At 68.1% G+C, this 15578-nt stretch carries 11 protein-coding genes; 10 read left to right on the top strand and 1 reads right to left on the bottom strand.

The annotated features are described in order from the left end of the window. Positions 1-201: 201 nt before the first annotated feature. Both ACTCB7_RS03730 and ACTCB7_RS03725 read left to right on the top strand, forming a co-directional pair. Positions 202-900: a hypothetical protein gene (locus tag ACTCB7_RS03730; RefSeq protein ID WP_463005592.1), complete on the top strand. Its 699-nt coding sequence runs from the start codon at positions 202-204 to the stop codon at positions 898-900. A 107-nt stretch (positions 901-1007) separates the two neighbouring features. Then, positions 1008-1934 carry a LysO family transporter gene (locus tag ACTCB7_RS03725; RefSeq protein WP_463005591.1) on the top strand — a complete coding sequence of 309 codons (927 nt, stop codon included), beginning with the start codon at positions 1008-1010 and terminating at the stop codon, positions 1932-1934. 96 nt (positions 1935-2030) lie between these two features. Here ACTCB7_RS03725 and ACTCB7_RS03720 read toward each other — a convergent pair whose 3' ends face one another. Continuing rightward, a complete protein-coding gene (locus ACTCB7_RS03720; RefSeq protein ID WP_463005590.1) occupies positions 2031-3533 on the bottom strand; it encodes a carbohydrate porin in 1503 nt (500 codons plus the stop codon). 312 nt (positions 3534-3845) lie between these two features. Between ACTCB7_RS03720 and ACTCB7_RS03715 the strand changes: the two genes are divergently transcribed. From ACTCB7_RS03715 to ACTCB7_RS03680, 8 genes are all read left to right on the top strand, one after another. Beyond that, on the top strand, positions 3846-5105 hold the full coding sequence (locus ACTCB7_RS03715; RefSeq protein ID WP_463005589.1) for an ABC transporter substrate-binding protein: 1260 nt from the start codon (positions 3846-3848) through the stop codon (positions 5103-5105). 12 nt (positions 5106-5117) lie between these two features. Continuing rightward, complete coding sequence (locus ACTCB7_RS03710; RefSeq protein ID WP_463005588.1) at positions 5118-6092, top strand: carbohydrate ABC transporter permease; 975 nt, start codon at positions 5118-5120, stop codon at positions 6090-6092. After that, positions 6089-6931 carry a carbohydrate ABC transporter permease gene (locus ACTCB7_RS03705; protein WP_463005587.1) on the top strand — a complete coding sequence of 281 codons (843 nt, stop codon included), beginning with the start codon at positions 6089-6091 and terminating at the stop codon, positions 6929-6931. Before ACTCB7_RS03710 ends, ACTCB7_RS03705 begins: the two co-directional genes overlap by 4 nt. Before the next feature lie 37 nt (positions 6932-6968). Further along, entirely contained in the window at positions 6969-8582 is a 1614-nt protein-coding gene (locus tag ACTCB7_RS03700; protein ID WP_463005586.1) for an alpha-amylase family glycosyl hydrolase, read from the top strand. 54 nt (positions 8583-8636) lie between these two features. Further along, entirely contained in the window at positions 8637-9743 is a 1107-nt protein-coding gene (locus tag ACTCB7_RS03695) for an ABC transporter ATP-binding protein (RefSeq protein WP_463005585.1), read from the top strand. A 115-nt stretch (positions 9744-9858) separates the two neighbouring features. Then, positions 9859-10902: a LacI family DNA-binding transcriptional regulator gene (locus ACTCB7_RS03690; RefSeq protein ID WP_463005584.1), complete on the top strand. Its 1044-nt coding sequence runs from the start codon at positions 9859-9861 to the stop codon at positions 10900-10902. A gap of 121 nt (positions 10903-11023) precedes the next feature. Further along, the gene (locus ACTCB7_RS03685) at positions 11024-12286 is read left to right on the top strand and encodes an efflux RND transporter periplasmic adaptor subunit (protein ID WP_463005583.1); all 1263 of its coding nucleotides are present in this window, start codon (positions 11024-11026) and stop codon (positions 12284-12286) included. Then, a complete protein-coding gene (locus tag ACTCB7_RS03680) occupies positions 12283-15294 on the top strand; it encodes an efflux RND transporter permease subunit (protein ID WP_463005582.1) in 3012 nt (1003 codons plus the stop codon). The genes ACTCB7_RS03685 and ACTCB7_RS03680 overlap by 4 nt, the downstream gene beginning before the upstream one ends. Positions 15295-15578 lie beyond the last annotated feature (284 nt).

Here is a 15578-nt window from a genome sequence, read left to right as displayed (position 1 = left end):
AAATCAGCGAAAAAGCGGAGTTTACGGGGTGTAAATGAGCATTTTGAGCTGATTTTTAACGCAGTATGGCCGAGCGCAGACAGTTTTCAGACAATGCCTGGCCCTGGTTCGGGCGCTCACGGCTCCCTGAACAGGATAGCAGGGAACGCGCGCCCGGCCATGCCGGTCTTACTGTCGGCACCCCGCTGAAGGAGACGACGCATGGCCCCAGGCTCTCTCATCCGACCGGTGCGACTGGCCCTCGGCCTGGCGCTGTGGCTGGTCGCCCTGTCCGCGCTGGCCGCGGCCGAGCCCCACCCCTTTTCGGCGACCTACCGGCTACACGTCGCCGGCTGGCCGGACGTCACCATCCACCATCAGCTGAGCCGTGACGGCGGCCAGTGGGAAAGTGCCATGAACGCGCAGATCGCCGTCGCCGAAGGCAACGAGCGCGGTCGCTTTCGCGTCACCGACGACGGCCTCGATGCGCTGTTCTACAAGAGCGGCTATCGGCTGTTCGGCTTGGGCAAAAACTATCGTCTCGACGGTCACGACCTGGCAGCGTTGCCCGATCGCCAGACCGCCCTGGTGGCCCTGGCCCGCCAGGCGGCCACGACATCCTGCAACGGCGCCGACGCGGCCCCCTGCACCCTGCGCTACCGCGATTACGACGGCGCCCCGGTCACGCTGGCCTACCGCATTCTCGATCGCGACGACGTGACCGTGGAAGGCCATCACTATCCCAGCCTGAACATTCTCACCTGGCACCCCGACAAGCCGGAGCGCCAGTTGCGCCTGCGCCTGACACCCGCGTTGCCCGGACTGTTGCTGGGCGGCGACTATCGCCGCGACGGCGACCTCCGCAGCACGCTGGAGCTCGCCGATTTGAACCGCAACCCGGGGGCCGATCAGTCCCGCTGATGGGGCATCAGCGATTGTCGTCACCGCCGCGCATCGCACTTTGCTAAGGTAGGGAGCCTTTCACGGCGGCAATGCCCGCCCTGCCCCCACCCTGCCGAGGAGTGACGATGTTCTCCGGTCTGCTGCTGATCCTGCTGCCACTGATTCTCGGGTATCTGGTGCCGGTGCGCCGGGACGGCCTGATGCAGGCCATCAACCGGGCGGTCAATGGCTCGATCTACGCCATCCTGGCGCTGATGGGGGTGAGCCTCACCGGCCTCGACGACCTCGGCGGCCAGCTGGCCCGCATGAGCGGCCAGGCGATCACGCTGTTCGCCGTCATCACGCCCGTCAACCTGCTGGCGCTGTATGGGCTCTCACGGCGCAGCGCCCTGCACGCCGGCGATTCCCCGCGCCTCGCGGGGGCACCGACCAGCAAGCTGGCGGCCATGGCCGGCTCGCTGGCGCTGGCCGGCGTGGTGATCGCCGGTATTTTCGCGGGGTTGCTGCTTGTGCAGCTGGGATTCGCCGAGGCGCCTCACCACGCCGAAACGCTGGCCGAATGGGTCCTCTACGCGCTGCTGGCGCTGATCGGCTGCCAGCTGCGCAATTCCGGCATGCCGCTGCGCCAGATCCTGCTCAACCGCCACGGCCTGGCCATCGCTCTGACCGTCGCCGCCAGTTCGCTGGCCGCCGGGCTGCTGGCCGCCCCGCTGCTCGACCTGCACTGGAACGAAGGCCTGGCGATGGCGGCCGGTTTCGGCTGGTACTCGCTCTCCGGCATCCTCATCGGCGACCAGCTGGGCCCGGTACTGGGCGGCGCGGCCTTCTTCAACGACCTGGCCCGGGAATTGACGGCCTTCCTGCTGATTCCGCTGGTGATCCATCGCGCTACGCCGCTGGCCATCGGCTACGGCGGCGCCACCTCCATGGACTTCACCCTGCCGGTCATCCAGCAACACGGGGGGGTGTCCTGCGTCCCCATCGCCGTGGTCAGCGGCTTCCTGCTCTCGCTGCTCTCGCCGCCGCTGATCCTCTTCCTGCTGTCGCTGTAGGCAACACATCAAAAAAACCCGCCACCGTGGGGTGACGGGCCAGGCTCGATCGAAGTAAACGTGTGCCGGTTCGTTATCGCAATGGCAGCGCTCGCCTCAGAACCAGATTTCCATCTGGGTGCCGAAGGTCCACTCGCCGCCGGTGAAGGTGTCGTCCCCCAGGGCATCGTCGCCGGCGAAGTCGTTGAGTGAGGCGTCCCAGTCGCTCCAGCTGGCGAACAGACGAATCTCCGGGCGCTGCCAGAAACCGCCGACCTCGGGCTTGAAGGTCGGCGCGACGGTCAGCTTGGTGTAGGCACCATCCACCGCGTTGTGTCCCTTGTAGCCCTGCGGGTCGAGGTCCATCCACTGGTAGCTGGCCTCGTACTGCATCTCGAAGTTCTCGGTCAGCTCGTTGGCCAGGCGGGCGTTGACGGTCGCCCAGTCGTAGCTGTCGCCTCGCGCGTAACGATCCGCACTGTGCTGGGCGAGCACGGCCGGCGCCAGCCGCCAGTCGGGGGCCACATAGGTCGTGCCGTAGAGCGCCAGCCGCGTGGTCTCGGCGTCGTCGAGCAGGTTGCCGTCGGAGCCGAGTGACTTGACCTCCGCACCGAGCCCCCGGCCGTAGAGCGCCGCCGCCTTGAAGCTGCCTTCGCCGAGCCCGAAGAAGCTGTCGCCGTGATAAGCCAGCATGGTATGGAAGCCACTCTCCGCGGCGGTGGCACGGCTGCCCGTGTCACGCTGGTCGTTGTCGTTGGCCGACAGCCCGCTGGCCATCCACTGCCAGTTGCCGATGTGGTTGTTGAGCGTGAAGATCAGATTGTCGGTGCTGCCGGTCAGCCCCGGATTGCTGCGTCTGACCACGGGATAATCGCTGAAGCTGCGCCCGTAGAGCGAGACGTTGGTGGTCCAGGCATCGCTGAGGCGGATGTCATAGACCCCGGCACCGGTACCGGCGAGGAAGATGATATCGCTGTCGAGCCAGTGGATATCGAAGTTGTCGCGGTCGAAACGCTTGCCGGCCCAGATCTTGGCGTCCTTGAAGGCGCCGGTGAAGCTCGGCAGGTCACTGAACTGGGCATAGACCTGACGGACATTGAGGTTCGACTCGTCGGCGGTCCAGTCGTTGCTGGTGGTGACACCGTCGGCCAGCATGACACGGTAGTGCGAACGGGCTCCGTTGTCGAAACGCTGCTTGTAGTTGAGGGTTGTCTCGACATAGGTGTCCGGCTCATTGCCCAGGCGCCCTACCGCGCCGCCGGTGCCGCCCGCCGGGGTCAGGTAGGGCCCGCCGGGCGCGCTCTTGCCGTGATCGTCGAGCAGCAACCCGGAACGTGCATAGGCGCTGAGCGACAGCCCCAGATCGCCGTCGGCATGGGCCTCGACGTCGGCCAGGCGCGGCTCCAGCTCGGCATCGTCGAGGGCCTCCAGCGCCGCCTCGGCCCGGTCGGCCCGCTGTTCGGCCGCCGCCGCCCGCTGCTCGGCAGCAGCAATGCGATCTTCCAGTGCGGCCAGCCTGGCATCCAGGCTCTGGGGCTGGGCAGCGGCGGTCGATGCCGCACCCAGCGATGCCAGGGCAATGGCAACGGTCAGCGGCGTCCGAGTCAGAAATCGTGGCATGTGATGGCTCCCGTTATGGTTGTTGTCCTCGCCTCGCCGGGCATCTACCGATGGCGAAGCGAGTCAAAACTTAAACGTTTAAGTCCTGCGCTTCAAAACCCGGGCAGCCAATTTTGACCAATGTCTAATTCCCGCTCATGCAGCCTCTCTGGACTCCACCAAAGTCTAGGTTGTCGGCATGCCGTGAAGACGACTACCGTTAAAAAACTTAAACGTTTAAGACCCCTGCTCGGGATGCGAGCACCTCACTGACGTTGCTTGGGAAGACGCGTTCTTTCTCAATAACAACAACCAACATCGGAGGTATACGCCATGATTCGCCAATTGATCCCCGCCATCGCCCTGGCCGGCGCCGCCGTCGGCCAGGCGCATGCCGCCGACCTGACCATCTCCTGTGGTGCCGTGGGCGCCGAGCTGGCGCTCTGCAAGGAAGGCGTCGCCGCCTGGGAGAAGCAGACCGGCCACAGCGTCGACGTGGTGTCCACGCCCAACTCCTCCACCGAGCGGCTGTCGCTCTATCAGCAGATTCTCTCCGCGCACTCCAGCGACATCGACATCATGCAGATCGACGTGGTCTGGCCGGGCCTGCTGGCTAACCATCTGGTCGATCTGCGCAAGCTGGGGGGCAAGGACATCGCCGACGGTCATTTCCAGGCGATCGTCGACAACAACACCGTCGATGACCGGCTGGTGGCGATGCCCTGGTTCACCGACGCCGGCGTGCTCTACTACCGCAAGGACCTGCTCGCCAAGTACGACCGGGAGGTGCCCGAAACCTGGCAGGCAATGACCGATACCGCCGAGGCGATCCAGCAGGGCGAGCGCCAGGCCGGCAACGACAAGATGTGGGGCTACGTCTTCCAGGGCCGTGCCTACGAAGGCCTGACCTGCAACGCCCTGGAGTGGGTGGCCAGTTACGGTGGTGGCAGCGTCGTCGACGACCAGGGCGAGATCACCATCGACAACCCGCGTGCCGCGGCGGCGCTCGACCAGGCCGCGCAATGGATCGGCAACATCTCGCCCGAAGGGGCGCTCAACTACACCGAGGAGGAAGCCCGCGGCGTCTTCCAGTCCGGCAATGCCGTGTTCATGCGCAACTGGCCCTACGCCTGGGCACTAACTCAGAGCGAGGACAGCGACGTGCGCGGCAAGGTCGGCGTCGCCATGCTGCCGCACGGGCCCGAGGGGTCGAGCGCCGCGACCCTCGGCGGCTGGAACCTGGCCGTTTCCAAATACAGCAAGAACCCGGAGATGGCGGTGGACCTGGTCAAGTTCCTGACCTCTGAGGCCGAACAGAAGCGCCGCGCCATCGAGGGGTCCTACAACCCCACCATCAAGTCGCTCTACCAGGACGAGGACGTGCTCGCCGCGGTGCCCTTCTTCGGCAAGCTCTATGACACCTTCACCCACGCCGTGGCCCGCCCTTCCGCACCCACCGGCGACAAGTACGGCCGGGTCAGCAACGCCTTCTTCAACGCGGCTCACCAGGTACTGGCCGGTGACATGAACGGGGAACAGGCGGTTTCCGGGCTGCAGCACGAACTCAAGCGCATGAAGCGTCGCCGCTGGTAACCCGAGGTTCATATGGCCACGACTGATTCTCTCTCGACCTCGTCCCCGGCGCCCGCGCGCCGGGGAGTTCATCGAGGCACCCAGGTACGCCGGCAGCGCGTCCGCGCGGCCTGGCTGTTTCTGGTGCCGATGCTGGTCACCCTGGCGCTGGTCGCCGGCTGGCCGCTGCTGCGCACCTTCTATTTCAGCTTCACCGATGCCTCGCTGGCGGACACCACCGGCGCCAGCTTCATCGGCTTCGAGAATTACCTGATCTACGACGACGGCGCCTGGTACGGCCTGCTGACCGATCCCGCCTGGTGGCAGTCGGTGTGGAACACCCTGTTCTTCAGCGCCGTCTCGGTGTCGCTGGAAACGGTCTTCGGGATCATCGTCGCGCTGATCCTCAATGCCGAGTTCAAGGGCCGCATGCTGGTACGTGCGGCGGTGCTGATTCCCTGGGCGATCCCCACCATCGTCTCGGCCAAGATGTGGGCGTGGATGCTCAACGACCAGTTCGGGATCATCAACCATCTGCTGATGGCCCTGGGTCTGATCGACGCGCCCCTGGCCTGGACCGCCAACGCCGATCTGTCGATGTGGGCGGTGATCATCGTCGACGTGTGGAAGACCATTCCCTTCGTCGCCCTGCTGGTGCTGGCCGCCCTGCAGATGCTGCCCCGCGACTGCTACGAGGCGGCCGAGGTCGACGGCATCCACCCGGTCAAGGTGTTCTTCCGCGTCACCCTGCCGCTGATCACCCCGGCGCTGCTGGTGGCGGTGATCTTCCGCCTGCTCGACGCCCTGCGGGTGTTCGACGTCATCTACGTGCTGACCTCCAACTCCACCAGCACCATGACCATGTCGATCTACGCCCGCCAGCAACTGGTGGAGTTCCAGGACGTCGGCTACGGCAGCGCCGCCTCGACCCTGCTGTTTCTGATCATCGCCCTGGCCACCGTGATCTATCTCTACCTCGGCCGCCGTCAGCTGGGAGGTGACGCATGAGCGCCAAGCACGCGAAGACCCTGATCAAGCGCACCGGCTTCTGGCTGCTGGTGGCCATCCTGCTCATCTACGCGGTCTTTCCCTTCTACTATGCGGTGATCACCTCGCTCAAGCCCTCCAGCGAACTGTTCCAGGTCGACTACTGGCTGAATAGCGTGGACTTCAGCAACTACCGGGCGATCTTCTCCCAGGGCAGCTTCGTCCAGGCGATCATCAATTCGATCATTGTCGCCGTCAGCGTGGTGGCCATCGCCCTGCTGCTGGGCGTCACCGCCGCCTACGCCCTGGGGCGGGTGCGCTTTCGCGGTCGCACCACGGTGATGATGATCGTGCTCGGCGTGTCGATGTTTCCCCAGGTCGCCGTGCTCTCGGGGCTGTTCGAGGTGATCCGCACGCTCAATCTCTACAACAGCCCGGGCGGGCTGATCCTGAGCTACACCATCTTTACCCTGCCGTTCACCGTCTGGGTGCTGACCACCTTCATGCGCCAGCTCCCCCAGGAACTGGAAGAGGCGGCGATCATGGACGGCGCCACACCCTGGGTGACCATCACCCGCGTGTTCCTGCCGCTGATGTGGCCGGCCATGGCCACCACCGGCCTGCTGGCCTTCATCGCCGCCTGGAACGAATTTCTCTTTGCCCTGACCTTCACCCTCACCAACGAGGAGCGCACCGTGCCCGTGGCGATCGCGCTGATCTCCGGCGGCAGCCAGCACGAGCTGCCCTGGGGGCCAATCATGGCCGCCTCGGTCACCGTCACCGTGCCGCTGGTCATCCTGGTGATGATCTTCCAGCGACGCATCGTTTCCGGGCTCACCGCCGGTGCCGTCAAGGGCTGACCCACGACCGACAGGACATTTCGCCAAGGACTTCATGATGCAGGACAACACTTTCTGGTGGCGCGGCGGTGTCATCTATCAGATCTACCCGCGCAGCTTTCTGGACAGCAACGGCGACGGCATCGGCGACCTGCCGGGCATCACCGAGAAGCTCGACTACGTCGCCTCGCTCGGTGTCGACGGCATCTGGCTGTCACCGTTCTTCACCTCGCCGATGGCCGACTTCGGCTACGACATCAGCGACTATCGCGACGTCGATCCCATGTTCGGCACCCTCGGCGATTTCAAGGTGCTGCTCGAACGCGCCCACGCTCTGGGCCTGAAGGTGATCATCGACCAGGTGATCAGCCACACCTCGGATCAGCATCCCTGGTTCCAGGAAAGCCGGCGCGACCGCCAAAACCCAAAGGCCGACTGGTTCGTATGGGCCGACCCCAAGCCCGATGGCACCCCGCCCAACAACTGGCTGTCGATCTTCGGCGGCTCGGCCTGGACCTTCGACTCCCGGCGTCGCCAGTACTACCTGCACAACTTCCTGATCGAGCAGCCGGATCTCAACTTCCACAATCCCGAGGTGCGCGCCGCCCAGCTCGACAACATGCGCTTCTGGCTCGATCTCGGTGTCGACGGCTTCCGCCTGGATACCGTCAACTTCTACTTCCATGACCCCGAGCTGCGCGACAATCCCGCGCTCGAGCCCGGCGAGGCCCGCACCCTGGGTGCCCCGGAGGCCAACCCCTACACCTGGCAGCGCCACGTCTATGACCTGAGCCGCCCGGAGAACCTCGACTTTCTCAAGGATCTCCGTGCGCTGATGGATAAATATCCGGGTACCACCACGGTGGGCGAGATCGGCGACGACAACCCGCTCGAACGCATGGCCGAGTACACTGCGGGCGGTGACAAGCTGCACATGGCCTATACCTTCGACCTGCTCAACGCCCCGCACTCCCCGGCCTATATCCGCGAAGTGATCGAACGCTTCCAGCGCATGGCCGGCGATGCCTGGCCCTGCTGGGCGCTGTCCAACCACGATGTGGTCAGAAGCGCCACCCGCTGGGGCGCCGACGAGGACCCGGACGCCTATCCCCGCGTCGCCCTAGCGATGCTGCTGTCATTGCGCGGCAGCGTCTGCCTGTACCAGGGCGAGGAGCTCGGCCTGCCCGAGGCGGAGGTACCCTTCGAGCGTATCCAGGACCCCTACGGCAAGGTACTCTGGCCGGATTTCAAGGGCCGCGACGGCTGCCGCACCCCGATGCCCTGGACCGACGACATCCAGGGCGGCTTCTCGCGCGTCGAGCCCTGGCTGCCGGTGGACACCCGCCATCTGCTGCGGGCCGTCTCGCGTCAGGAAGAGAACCCCGACTCGCTGCTCAACGCCCTGCGTGCGCTGATCGCCTTCCGGCGCCGGCAGCCGGCGCTGTTCGACGGCGACCTGCGCCTGGTCGACGTCGGTGGCGACCTGCTGGGCTTCGTGCGCGAGCGCGACGACGAGCGTCTGCTGTGCGTATTCAATCTCGGCGGCGAGGCCCGTGACTGCCGCCTGCCCGAGCCGGGCCGCCTGCTCGACGCCCCCGGCTTCACGGCCCGGCTGGAAGGCCAGGACCTGCATCTGCCGGCCTACCAGGCCGCCTACCTGCGCCTGAACTGACCTTACTTTGGACGACATGCCGCCGGCGCCCCGGTGCCGGCCAGGAGCACACCCATGGCAAGCCTGACGCTCAACAAGCTCAACAAGTCGTTTGGCGACACTCACATCATCAAGGACGTCGACCTGGCGATCGGCGACGGCGAGTTCGTGGTCTTCGTCGGCCCCTCCGGGTGCGGCAAGTCCACCCTGCTGCGGCTGGTCGCCGGGCTGGAGTCAATCAGCGACGGCGAGCTGAAGATCGGCGACAGCGTGGTCAACGACTTGCCGCCTCGCGAGCGGGGCGTGGGCATGGTCTTCCAGTCCTACGCCCTGTACCCGCACATGACGGTCTACGAGAACATGGCCTTCGGCCTCAAGCTCGCCAGGACCGCCGAGCAGACCGTGCGCGAGCGGGTCCTCGAGACCGCCCGCATCCTCCAGCTCGAGGAACTGCTCGAGCGCAAGCCCAAGCAGCTTTCCGGCGGTCAGCGCCAGCGCGTCGCCATGGGCCGGGCGATGGCCCGCGAGCCGCGCATCCTGCTGTTCGACGAACCGCTGTCCAACCTCGACGCCTCGCTGCGCGTGCAGATGCGCAACGAGATCGCCCGGCTGCATCACCGGCTCGGCTCGACGGTCATCTACGTCACCCACGACCAGGTCGAGGCGATGACCCTGGCCGACAAGATCGTGGTCCTCAACGGCGGGCGCATCGAACAGGTGGGCAGCCCGCAGACGCTCTACCAGCAGCCGGCAACCCGCTTCGTCGCCGGCTTCATCGGCTCGCCGACCATGAACTTCCTGCCCGCCACGCTGCGCGAGGGCGGTGCCGACGGTTGCCGTGTCGACGTTGCCGGGATCGGCGAGCTATCGCTGCCGCAGTCCGGCCAGGGGCTCACCCCCGGCACCCGGCTGACCCTCGGCGTGCGGCCCGAACACCTGTGCCTGGCCGAGGCCCGCGGCGACAATGCCTTCGAGGTGGTCAACGTCGAGTACCTGGGCAACGAGGTCTATGTCTACCTCGACGCCGGCAGCGACGCGCCGTTGCTGATCCACCGCAGCGACGCTCCCGGAAGCTGGGAGATCGGTCAGCGTGCCGCCCTGACACCGGCGCTCGACAACGTGCACCTGTTCGATGGCGACGGCCGTGCGCTGGGCATGGCGCCGGCGCGACACGCCGCCTGACGAAGCGCCGGGCCCCACCGACGGCGGCACGCTCGCCGGGCTGCCGCCGTCGGCTCTGGAGTGTCCGCGGGCAGACAGGTATTCTCACCCGGTTCGATCCGCAACGAGGCAGGCCGTGACTCAACCGCAGCGTCGCATCACCATCAAGGATCTGGCCGCCCGGCTCGAGGTTTCCACCGCCACGGTATCCAATGCCTTCAACCGTCCGGACCAGCTCTCGCCGGCCCTGCGCGACCGCATCCTCGACGAGGCCCGCGCCGTGGGCTACGCCGGCCCCGACGCCCGAGGCCGCAGCCTGCGTACCGGGCGCTCGCGGATCATCGCCGTGGTGCTGGCCGAGAGTCTGACCTACAGCCTCAACGACGCCGTGGCCAGCGAGTTCCTCGCCGGGGTCGCCGAGGTGGTCGACGCCCACGGGCATACCCTGCTGCTGCTGCCCGGCCGCAAGGGCGCACGCCTTGAGTCGACCAGCATGGCCGACGGCTTCATCGTCTACGGGCTGGTGCCCGACCCGCAGGTCCTCGAACAGTTCCCGCGCCAGCGACCGCTGATCGCCGTGGACTTCAACGTCGCCGGCCACGCCTCGGTTCACGTCGACAATCGCCCCGCCTCGCAGGCAATCGGCCGGCACGCCCTGCGCCGGCGGCCCCGTCGTCCCGGCATCATCAACCTGCGCCTGACCGCCGAGCCCTGCAACGGGCGCATCCTCGACCAGCCACTGTTCAGCGAGACACAGACCATCACCCGCGCCCGCCTGAACGGCTTCTACGATGCGCTCGCCGAGCACGACTTCGACCCGGCCGAGGTGCCGATGTGGAACATCGAGGAGAATACCCACGCGGTCTGCGCCCCGGTGATCGCCGAGATCCTCGACCTGCCGGATGACCAGCGCCCCGATCTGCTGCTGTGCATGTCCGATCGCATCGCCCTGACCGTGCTGACCCTGGCCGAGCAGCGCGGCCTGCGCATTCCCGAGGACCTGCGCATCACCGGCTTCGACGGCATTGCCGAAGGCCAGTACCGTGCCCCGCGGCTGACCACGGTGCGCCAGGACAGCGTCGCCAAGGGGCGGCTCGCCGCCTCGATGATCCTCGGCCTCACGCCGACGGAATCGCGGCAACTGGCCACCGAACTGCTGATCGGTGAGACCTGTCCTTGAGATTCATGCCCCGGCGGGACGAATACCGGCACAAGGGCGGTGCATTTCCCTGACACATCCTGCGCGGTGATGCGTCAAGATGGCAGGATAACCGAGTCATCATCGCCACTCCGAGCCACTCATGAAACCTGAACTCTCTTCGTCCGGACGCGCGCCGGTGCGTCAGGGCGAACGCCTTGCGCCCGGCGCCCTGCTGGCCCTGGGCGTCCTGCTGCTGGCCGGCGCCGTCGCCTACTGGCTGATGAGCCACCCGCCGCGCACCGGTCAGCGCGCCGCCGCGCCCGAGCCCGCACCCCCGATGGTCAATGTCGCCCCCGTCCAGCGCCGTGGCGTGGCGCCTGCGATCATCGCCTACGGCCGGGTCATCGCCGCCCGCGAGACCCGCGTGGCCAGCCGCGTCGCGGGTCAACTGGCCCGGTTCGCCCCGGACGTCGAGCCGGGGCGTGTGGTCGAGGCCGGCGCCACCCTGGCAACGCTCGACGACGCCGACTACCGGCTGGCCGTCCAGCGCGCCGAGGCGGCACTGGCTCAGGCCCGGGCCGAGCTGGCGATCGAACGCGGCCAGCAGCTTCAGGCCCAGGCCGACTACCGGGCCTACGGCCGCGAGCTGCCCGCCGAGCGTCGCGCCCTGGTCCTGCGCGAACCGCAGCTCAAGGCCGCCCGGGCCGCCGTCTCGAGCGCCGAGGCCGACCGCGAGCAGGCCCGCCTCGAGCTGGCGCGAACCACCATCACCGCGCCCTTCCGCGGCATGGTTCAGGAACGCCTGGTGGGCGCCGGCAGCGCCGTGGCAGCCAACACCGCCCTGCTCAGCCTGGTGGATGTCTCGCACTTCTGGGTGCGTGTCTCGCTGGAGGCCGATGCCCTGGACTGGCTGGAAACCGGCGACGGCATCGACAGCGGCTCGCTCGCCACCCTGGTCAGCGATGCCTGGTCACCGGGCCGGCAACGCCGGGGGCGCGCCTTCTCGATCCTGCCCGGCCTGGCCGAGAACGGCCTGATGAGCCGACTGCTGGTACGGGTCGAGGACCCGCTGGCGCTCGACACGGACGCACCGGCCCTGCGCCTGGGCGACGTCGTCGAGGCTCGCTTCAGCCCGCCCGGGCGCGATGACCTGATCGGCCTGCCGGTCGCCGCGCTGCACGAGGGCGACCGTGTCTGGACGCTGGATGCCGACAACCGACTGCACATCGTCTCCGTCACGCCGTTCTACCGCGACCAGCACCAGGTGCTGTTCCGTGCCGACGGCGCCCCGCTCGACGGGGCCGAACGCGTGGTGGTCAGCCCGCTCGCCCGCCCCCGCGAGGGCATGGCGCTGCGCGTGGCCCCGACACCGGACGACACGTCGCCCGGCGGCGATGCCGACGACGGGGAGACGCCGCCATGACCCGGCACGGCCCCATCGCCTGGATGACCCGCCACGGCGTGGCTCCCAACCTGCTGATGCTGATCCTGCTGCTCGGCGGCCTGATGGCCAGCCTGACGATCAAGAAGGAAGTCTTTCCCGACTTCACCCTGGAAGCGGTCGACATCGAGGTGGCCTACCCGGGCGCCACGCCCGAGGAGGTCGAGCAGAGCCTGCTGCTGGCCATCGAGTCGGCGCTGGCGGATATCGACGGCATCGACGAGGTCACCGCCACCGCCAGCGAAGGCAGCGCCAGCGTGACCGCCGAGCTGCGCCCCGGGGCCGAGACCATGCGGGTCTATCAGGAGATCCAGCAGGCGGTGGACCGCATCCGCACCTTCCCCGAGGCCGCCGAGGCGCCCACCTTCAGCCTCGCCGGGCGCTCGCGGCAGGTGCTCGAGCTCAACCTGCACGGCCCCACCGATGCCCTGACCCTCCAGCGGCTGGCCGAACGCCTGCGCGAGCAACTGCTCGGCGAGACCGCGCTGGGCAAGATCGAGCTCGAGGGCAGTCGCGACCGCGAGATCCAGGTGCTGCTCGACCCGGCGGCGATGCGCCGCTACGGGCTCAGCCATGCCCAGCTGGCCGAGCGCATCGGCGCGGAGGCCCTCGACCTCGCCGGCGGCCGCCTGGACACCCGCGACGGCGAGTGGCTGGTCCGCTACCAGGGGCGGCGCCGGAGTGCCGCGGACTTCGCCGAGCTGCCGGTGCTGTCGACGGCCGACGGCGGCGTGGTTCGCCTGGGCGACATCGCCCGCGTGCAGCCCGGGCTCGCCGAGGGCGATCGCGAGGTGCTGTTCAACGGCGAGCCGGGCATCTCGCTGCAGGTCTATCAGGTCGGCGACCAGACGCCGCTGGGCGTCTCGGCGATCGTGCGCGGCGAGCTCGACCGCCTGCGTGACGAACTGCCGGACGGCATCTCGCTGACCCCGGGCTGGGACAGCTCCACGATCTACCGCCAGCGCCTCGATCTGCTGCTCGGCAACGCCTGGCTGGGCCTCGCCATGGTGCTGGTGCTGATGGGGCTGTTCCTCGAGGCCCGCCTGGCGATGTGGGTGACGCTCGGCATCCCCACCGCCTTCCTCGGCGCCATGCTTTTCCTGCCCGGGCTCGGCGTGTCGATCAACATGATCTCGATGTTCGCCTTCATCATCGCCCTGGGTATCGTCGTCGACGACGCCATCATGGTCGGCGAGAACATCTACGCCCATCGCGAGAAGGGCCACTCGGTCTTCGAGGCCGCCATTCACGGGGCCCGCGAGATCGCCGTGCCGATCGGGTTCGCCGTGCTCTCCAACATGGTCGCTTTCCTGCCGCTGCTGTTTCTGCCCGGTTTTCTGGGCATGATCATGGGCGTGATTCCGCTGGTGGTGATCACGGTCTTTGCCGTGTCGTGGATCGAGGCGCTGTTCATCCTGCCCACCCACCTGGCCCACAGCCAGCCGCGCCAGCGCGTCCCCGCCTGGCAGCGGCCCATCGAGCGGATCCGCCGGACCATGCAGCACGGGCTCGACCGCTTCACCCATCACCGCTTCGCCCCCTTCCTCGAGCATGCCCTCGACCGGCGTCTGCTCGCCGTGGCGATCGGCGTCGCAGTGCTGACCCTCGCCCTGGCCTACGCCGCCAGCGGACGGCTGGGCTTCTCGCTGATGCCGCGCGTCGAGGCCGACCGGGTGCAGGCCACCGTCAGCCTGCCGCCGGGCAGTCCGCTCGCCGCGGATCATGCGGTCCGCGACGCCCTGCTGGCCGGCGCTCGCCGCCTCGCCGACGCGCATGCCGACCTGGCCTACGACAGCACCCGCGCCCGCCAGCGCGGCGACACCCTCGAGGTACGCCTGTCGATCGCCGCCGACAGCCTGCGCGCCTGGCCGCCCTCGCGGCTGGCCCGGGCCTGGCGCGAGGCCACCGGCGAGCTGCCCGGGGTCGAGGCGATCCGCTTCGCCAGTGATGCCGGCGGCCCCGGCGGTGGCGCCGACCTGACCCTGCGCCTGTCGCATCCCGACGGCGCCACGCTCGACGCCGCCGCCAAGGCCCTGGCCGCACGGCTCGGCGACTACCAGGGCGTGGAGAGCGTCGACAGCGGCGTCGGCAACGGCAAGCCGCAACTGTCGATCCGCCTGTCGCCGGAAGGCCGTGCCCTGGGCCTGACCGGCCAGTCGCTGGCCCGGCAGCTGCGCGGGCCGCTTCAGGGCGCCACCGCCCTCAAACAGCAACAGGGCCAGGCCGAGGTCAGCGTCGAGGTCCGGCTGCCCCCCGCCGCGCGCGACAGTCTGGCCGAACTGCGTCGTTTGCCGATCCTCACCCCGGACGGCGGCGAGGTGGCCCTGGCCCGCGTGGCACGCATCGAGCGCAGCCGGGCCAGTGCCGGCCTGACCCGCATCAATGGCCGCCGTATCGTCGAGGTGACTGCCGATCTCGATGCCGCTGGCGCGACCCCGGCGCTGATGACCACCCTGGAGGACTCGCTGTTCCCGCAGCTGCGCCAGCGCTTCCCAGGGCTCGAGATCGGCCCGGGCGGGCGCCAGGAGGAAACCGCGGACAACCTGGCCGTGCTCCGGACCGCCCTGTGGGCGACACTGGCCGCGCTCTATGGCCTGCTGGCGATTCCCTTCCGCAGCTACACGCAGCCGCTGCTGGTGATGACGGCCATCCCCTTCGGGGTGATCGGGGCGGTGCTCGGCCACCTGATCATGGGCTTCGGGCTGTCGATCATCAGCCTGCTGGGCATGCTGGCGCTGTCCGGAGTCGTGGTGAACGACGCCCTGGTGCTGATCGACTACGCCAACCAGCGCCGCCGCGAGGGCTTCAACGCCCGCGAGGCGATCATGGCTGCCGCCACGCGCCGCCTGCGACCGATCATGATGACCACCCTGACCACCTTCCTGGGGCTGGCGCCGATGATCTTCGAGACCTCGCGGCAGGCGCGCTTCATCATCCCCATGGCCGTCTCGCCGTCTCGCTGGGCTTCGGCATCCTGTTCGCCACGCTGATCCTGCTGGTGCTGATCCCCTGCCTGTACCTGATCCTCGAGGACCTGCGCGAGCGCCTGGGCGCCTCGCCAGCGGAGGCGAGCCGCTCGTCGCCCAGCGACTGATTCACCGCCTTCCCCATCAGGCCCGCTTCGGCGGGCCTTTTTTCGCTTGCCGCTCCCTGTATGGCGAAGCCCCAGCCCACGGCATCACGGGCTGTCGTCGTCGGCCAACCCGCTCGGGGCTGTACCGGCAACGGAACTTCGAGGGAGCGCTGTAACCCCTTCCCTGAGCGCTACCTTGGC

This window comes from Modicisalibacter sp., assembly GCF_055145905.1.
The sequence above is the reverse complement of the archived record's forward strand: the minus strand, read 5'-3'. Positions and strand labels throughout refer to the sequence as shown.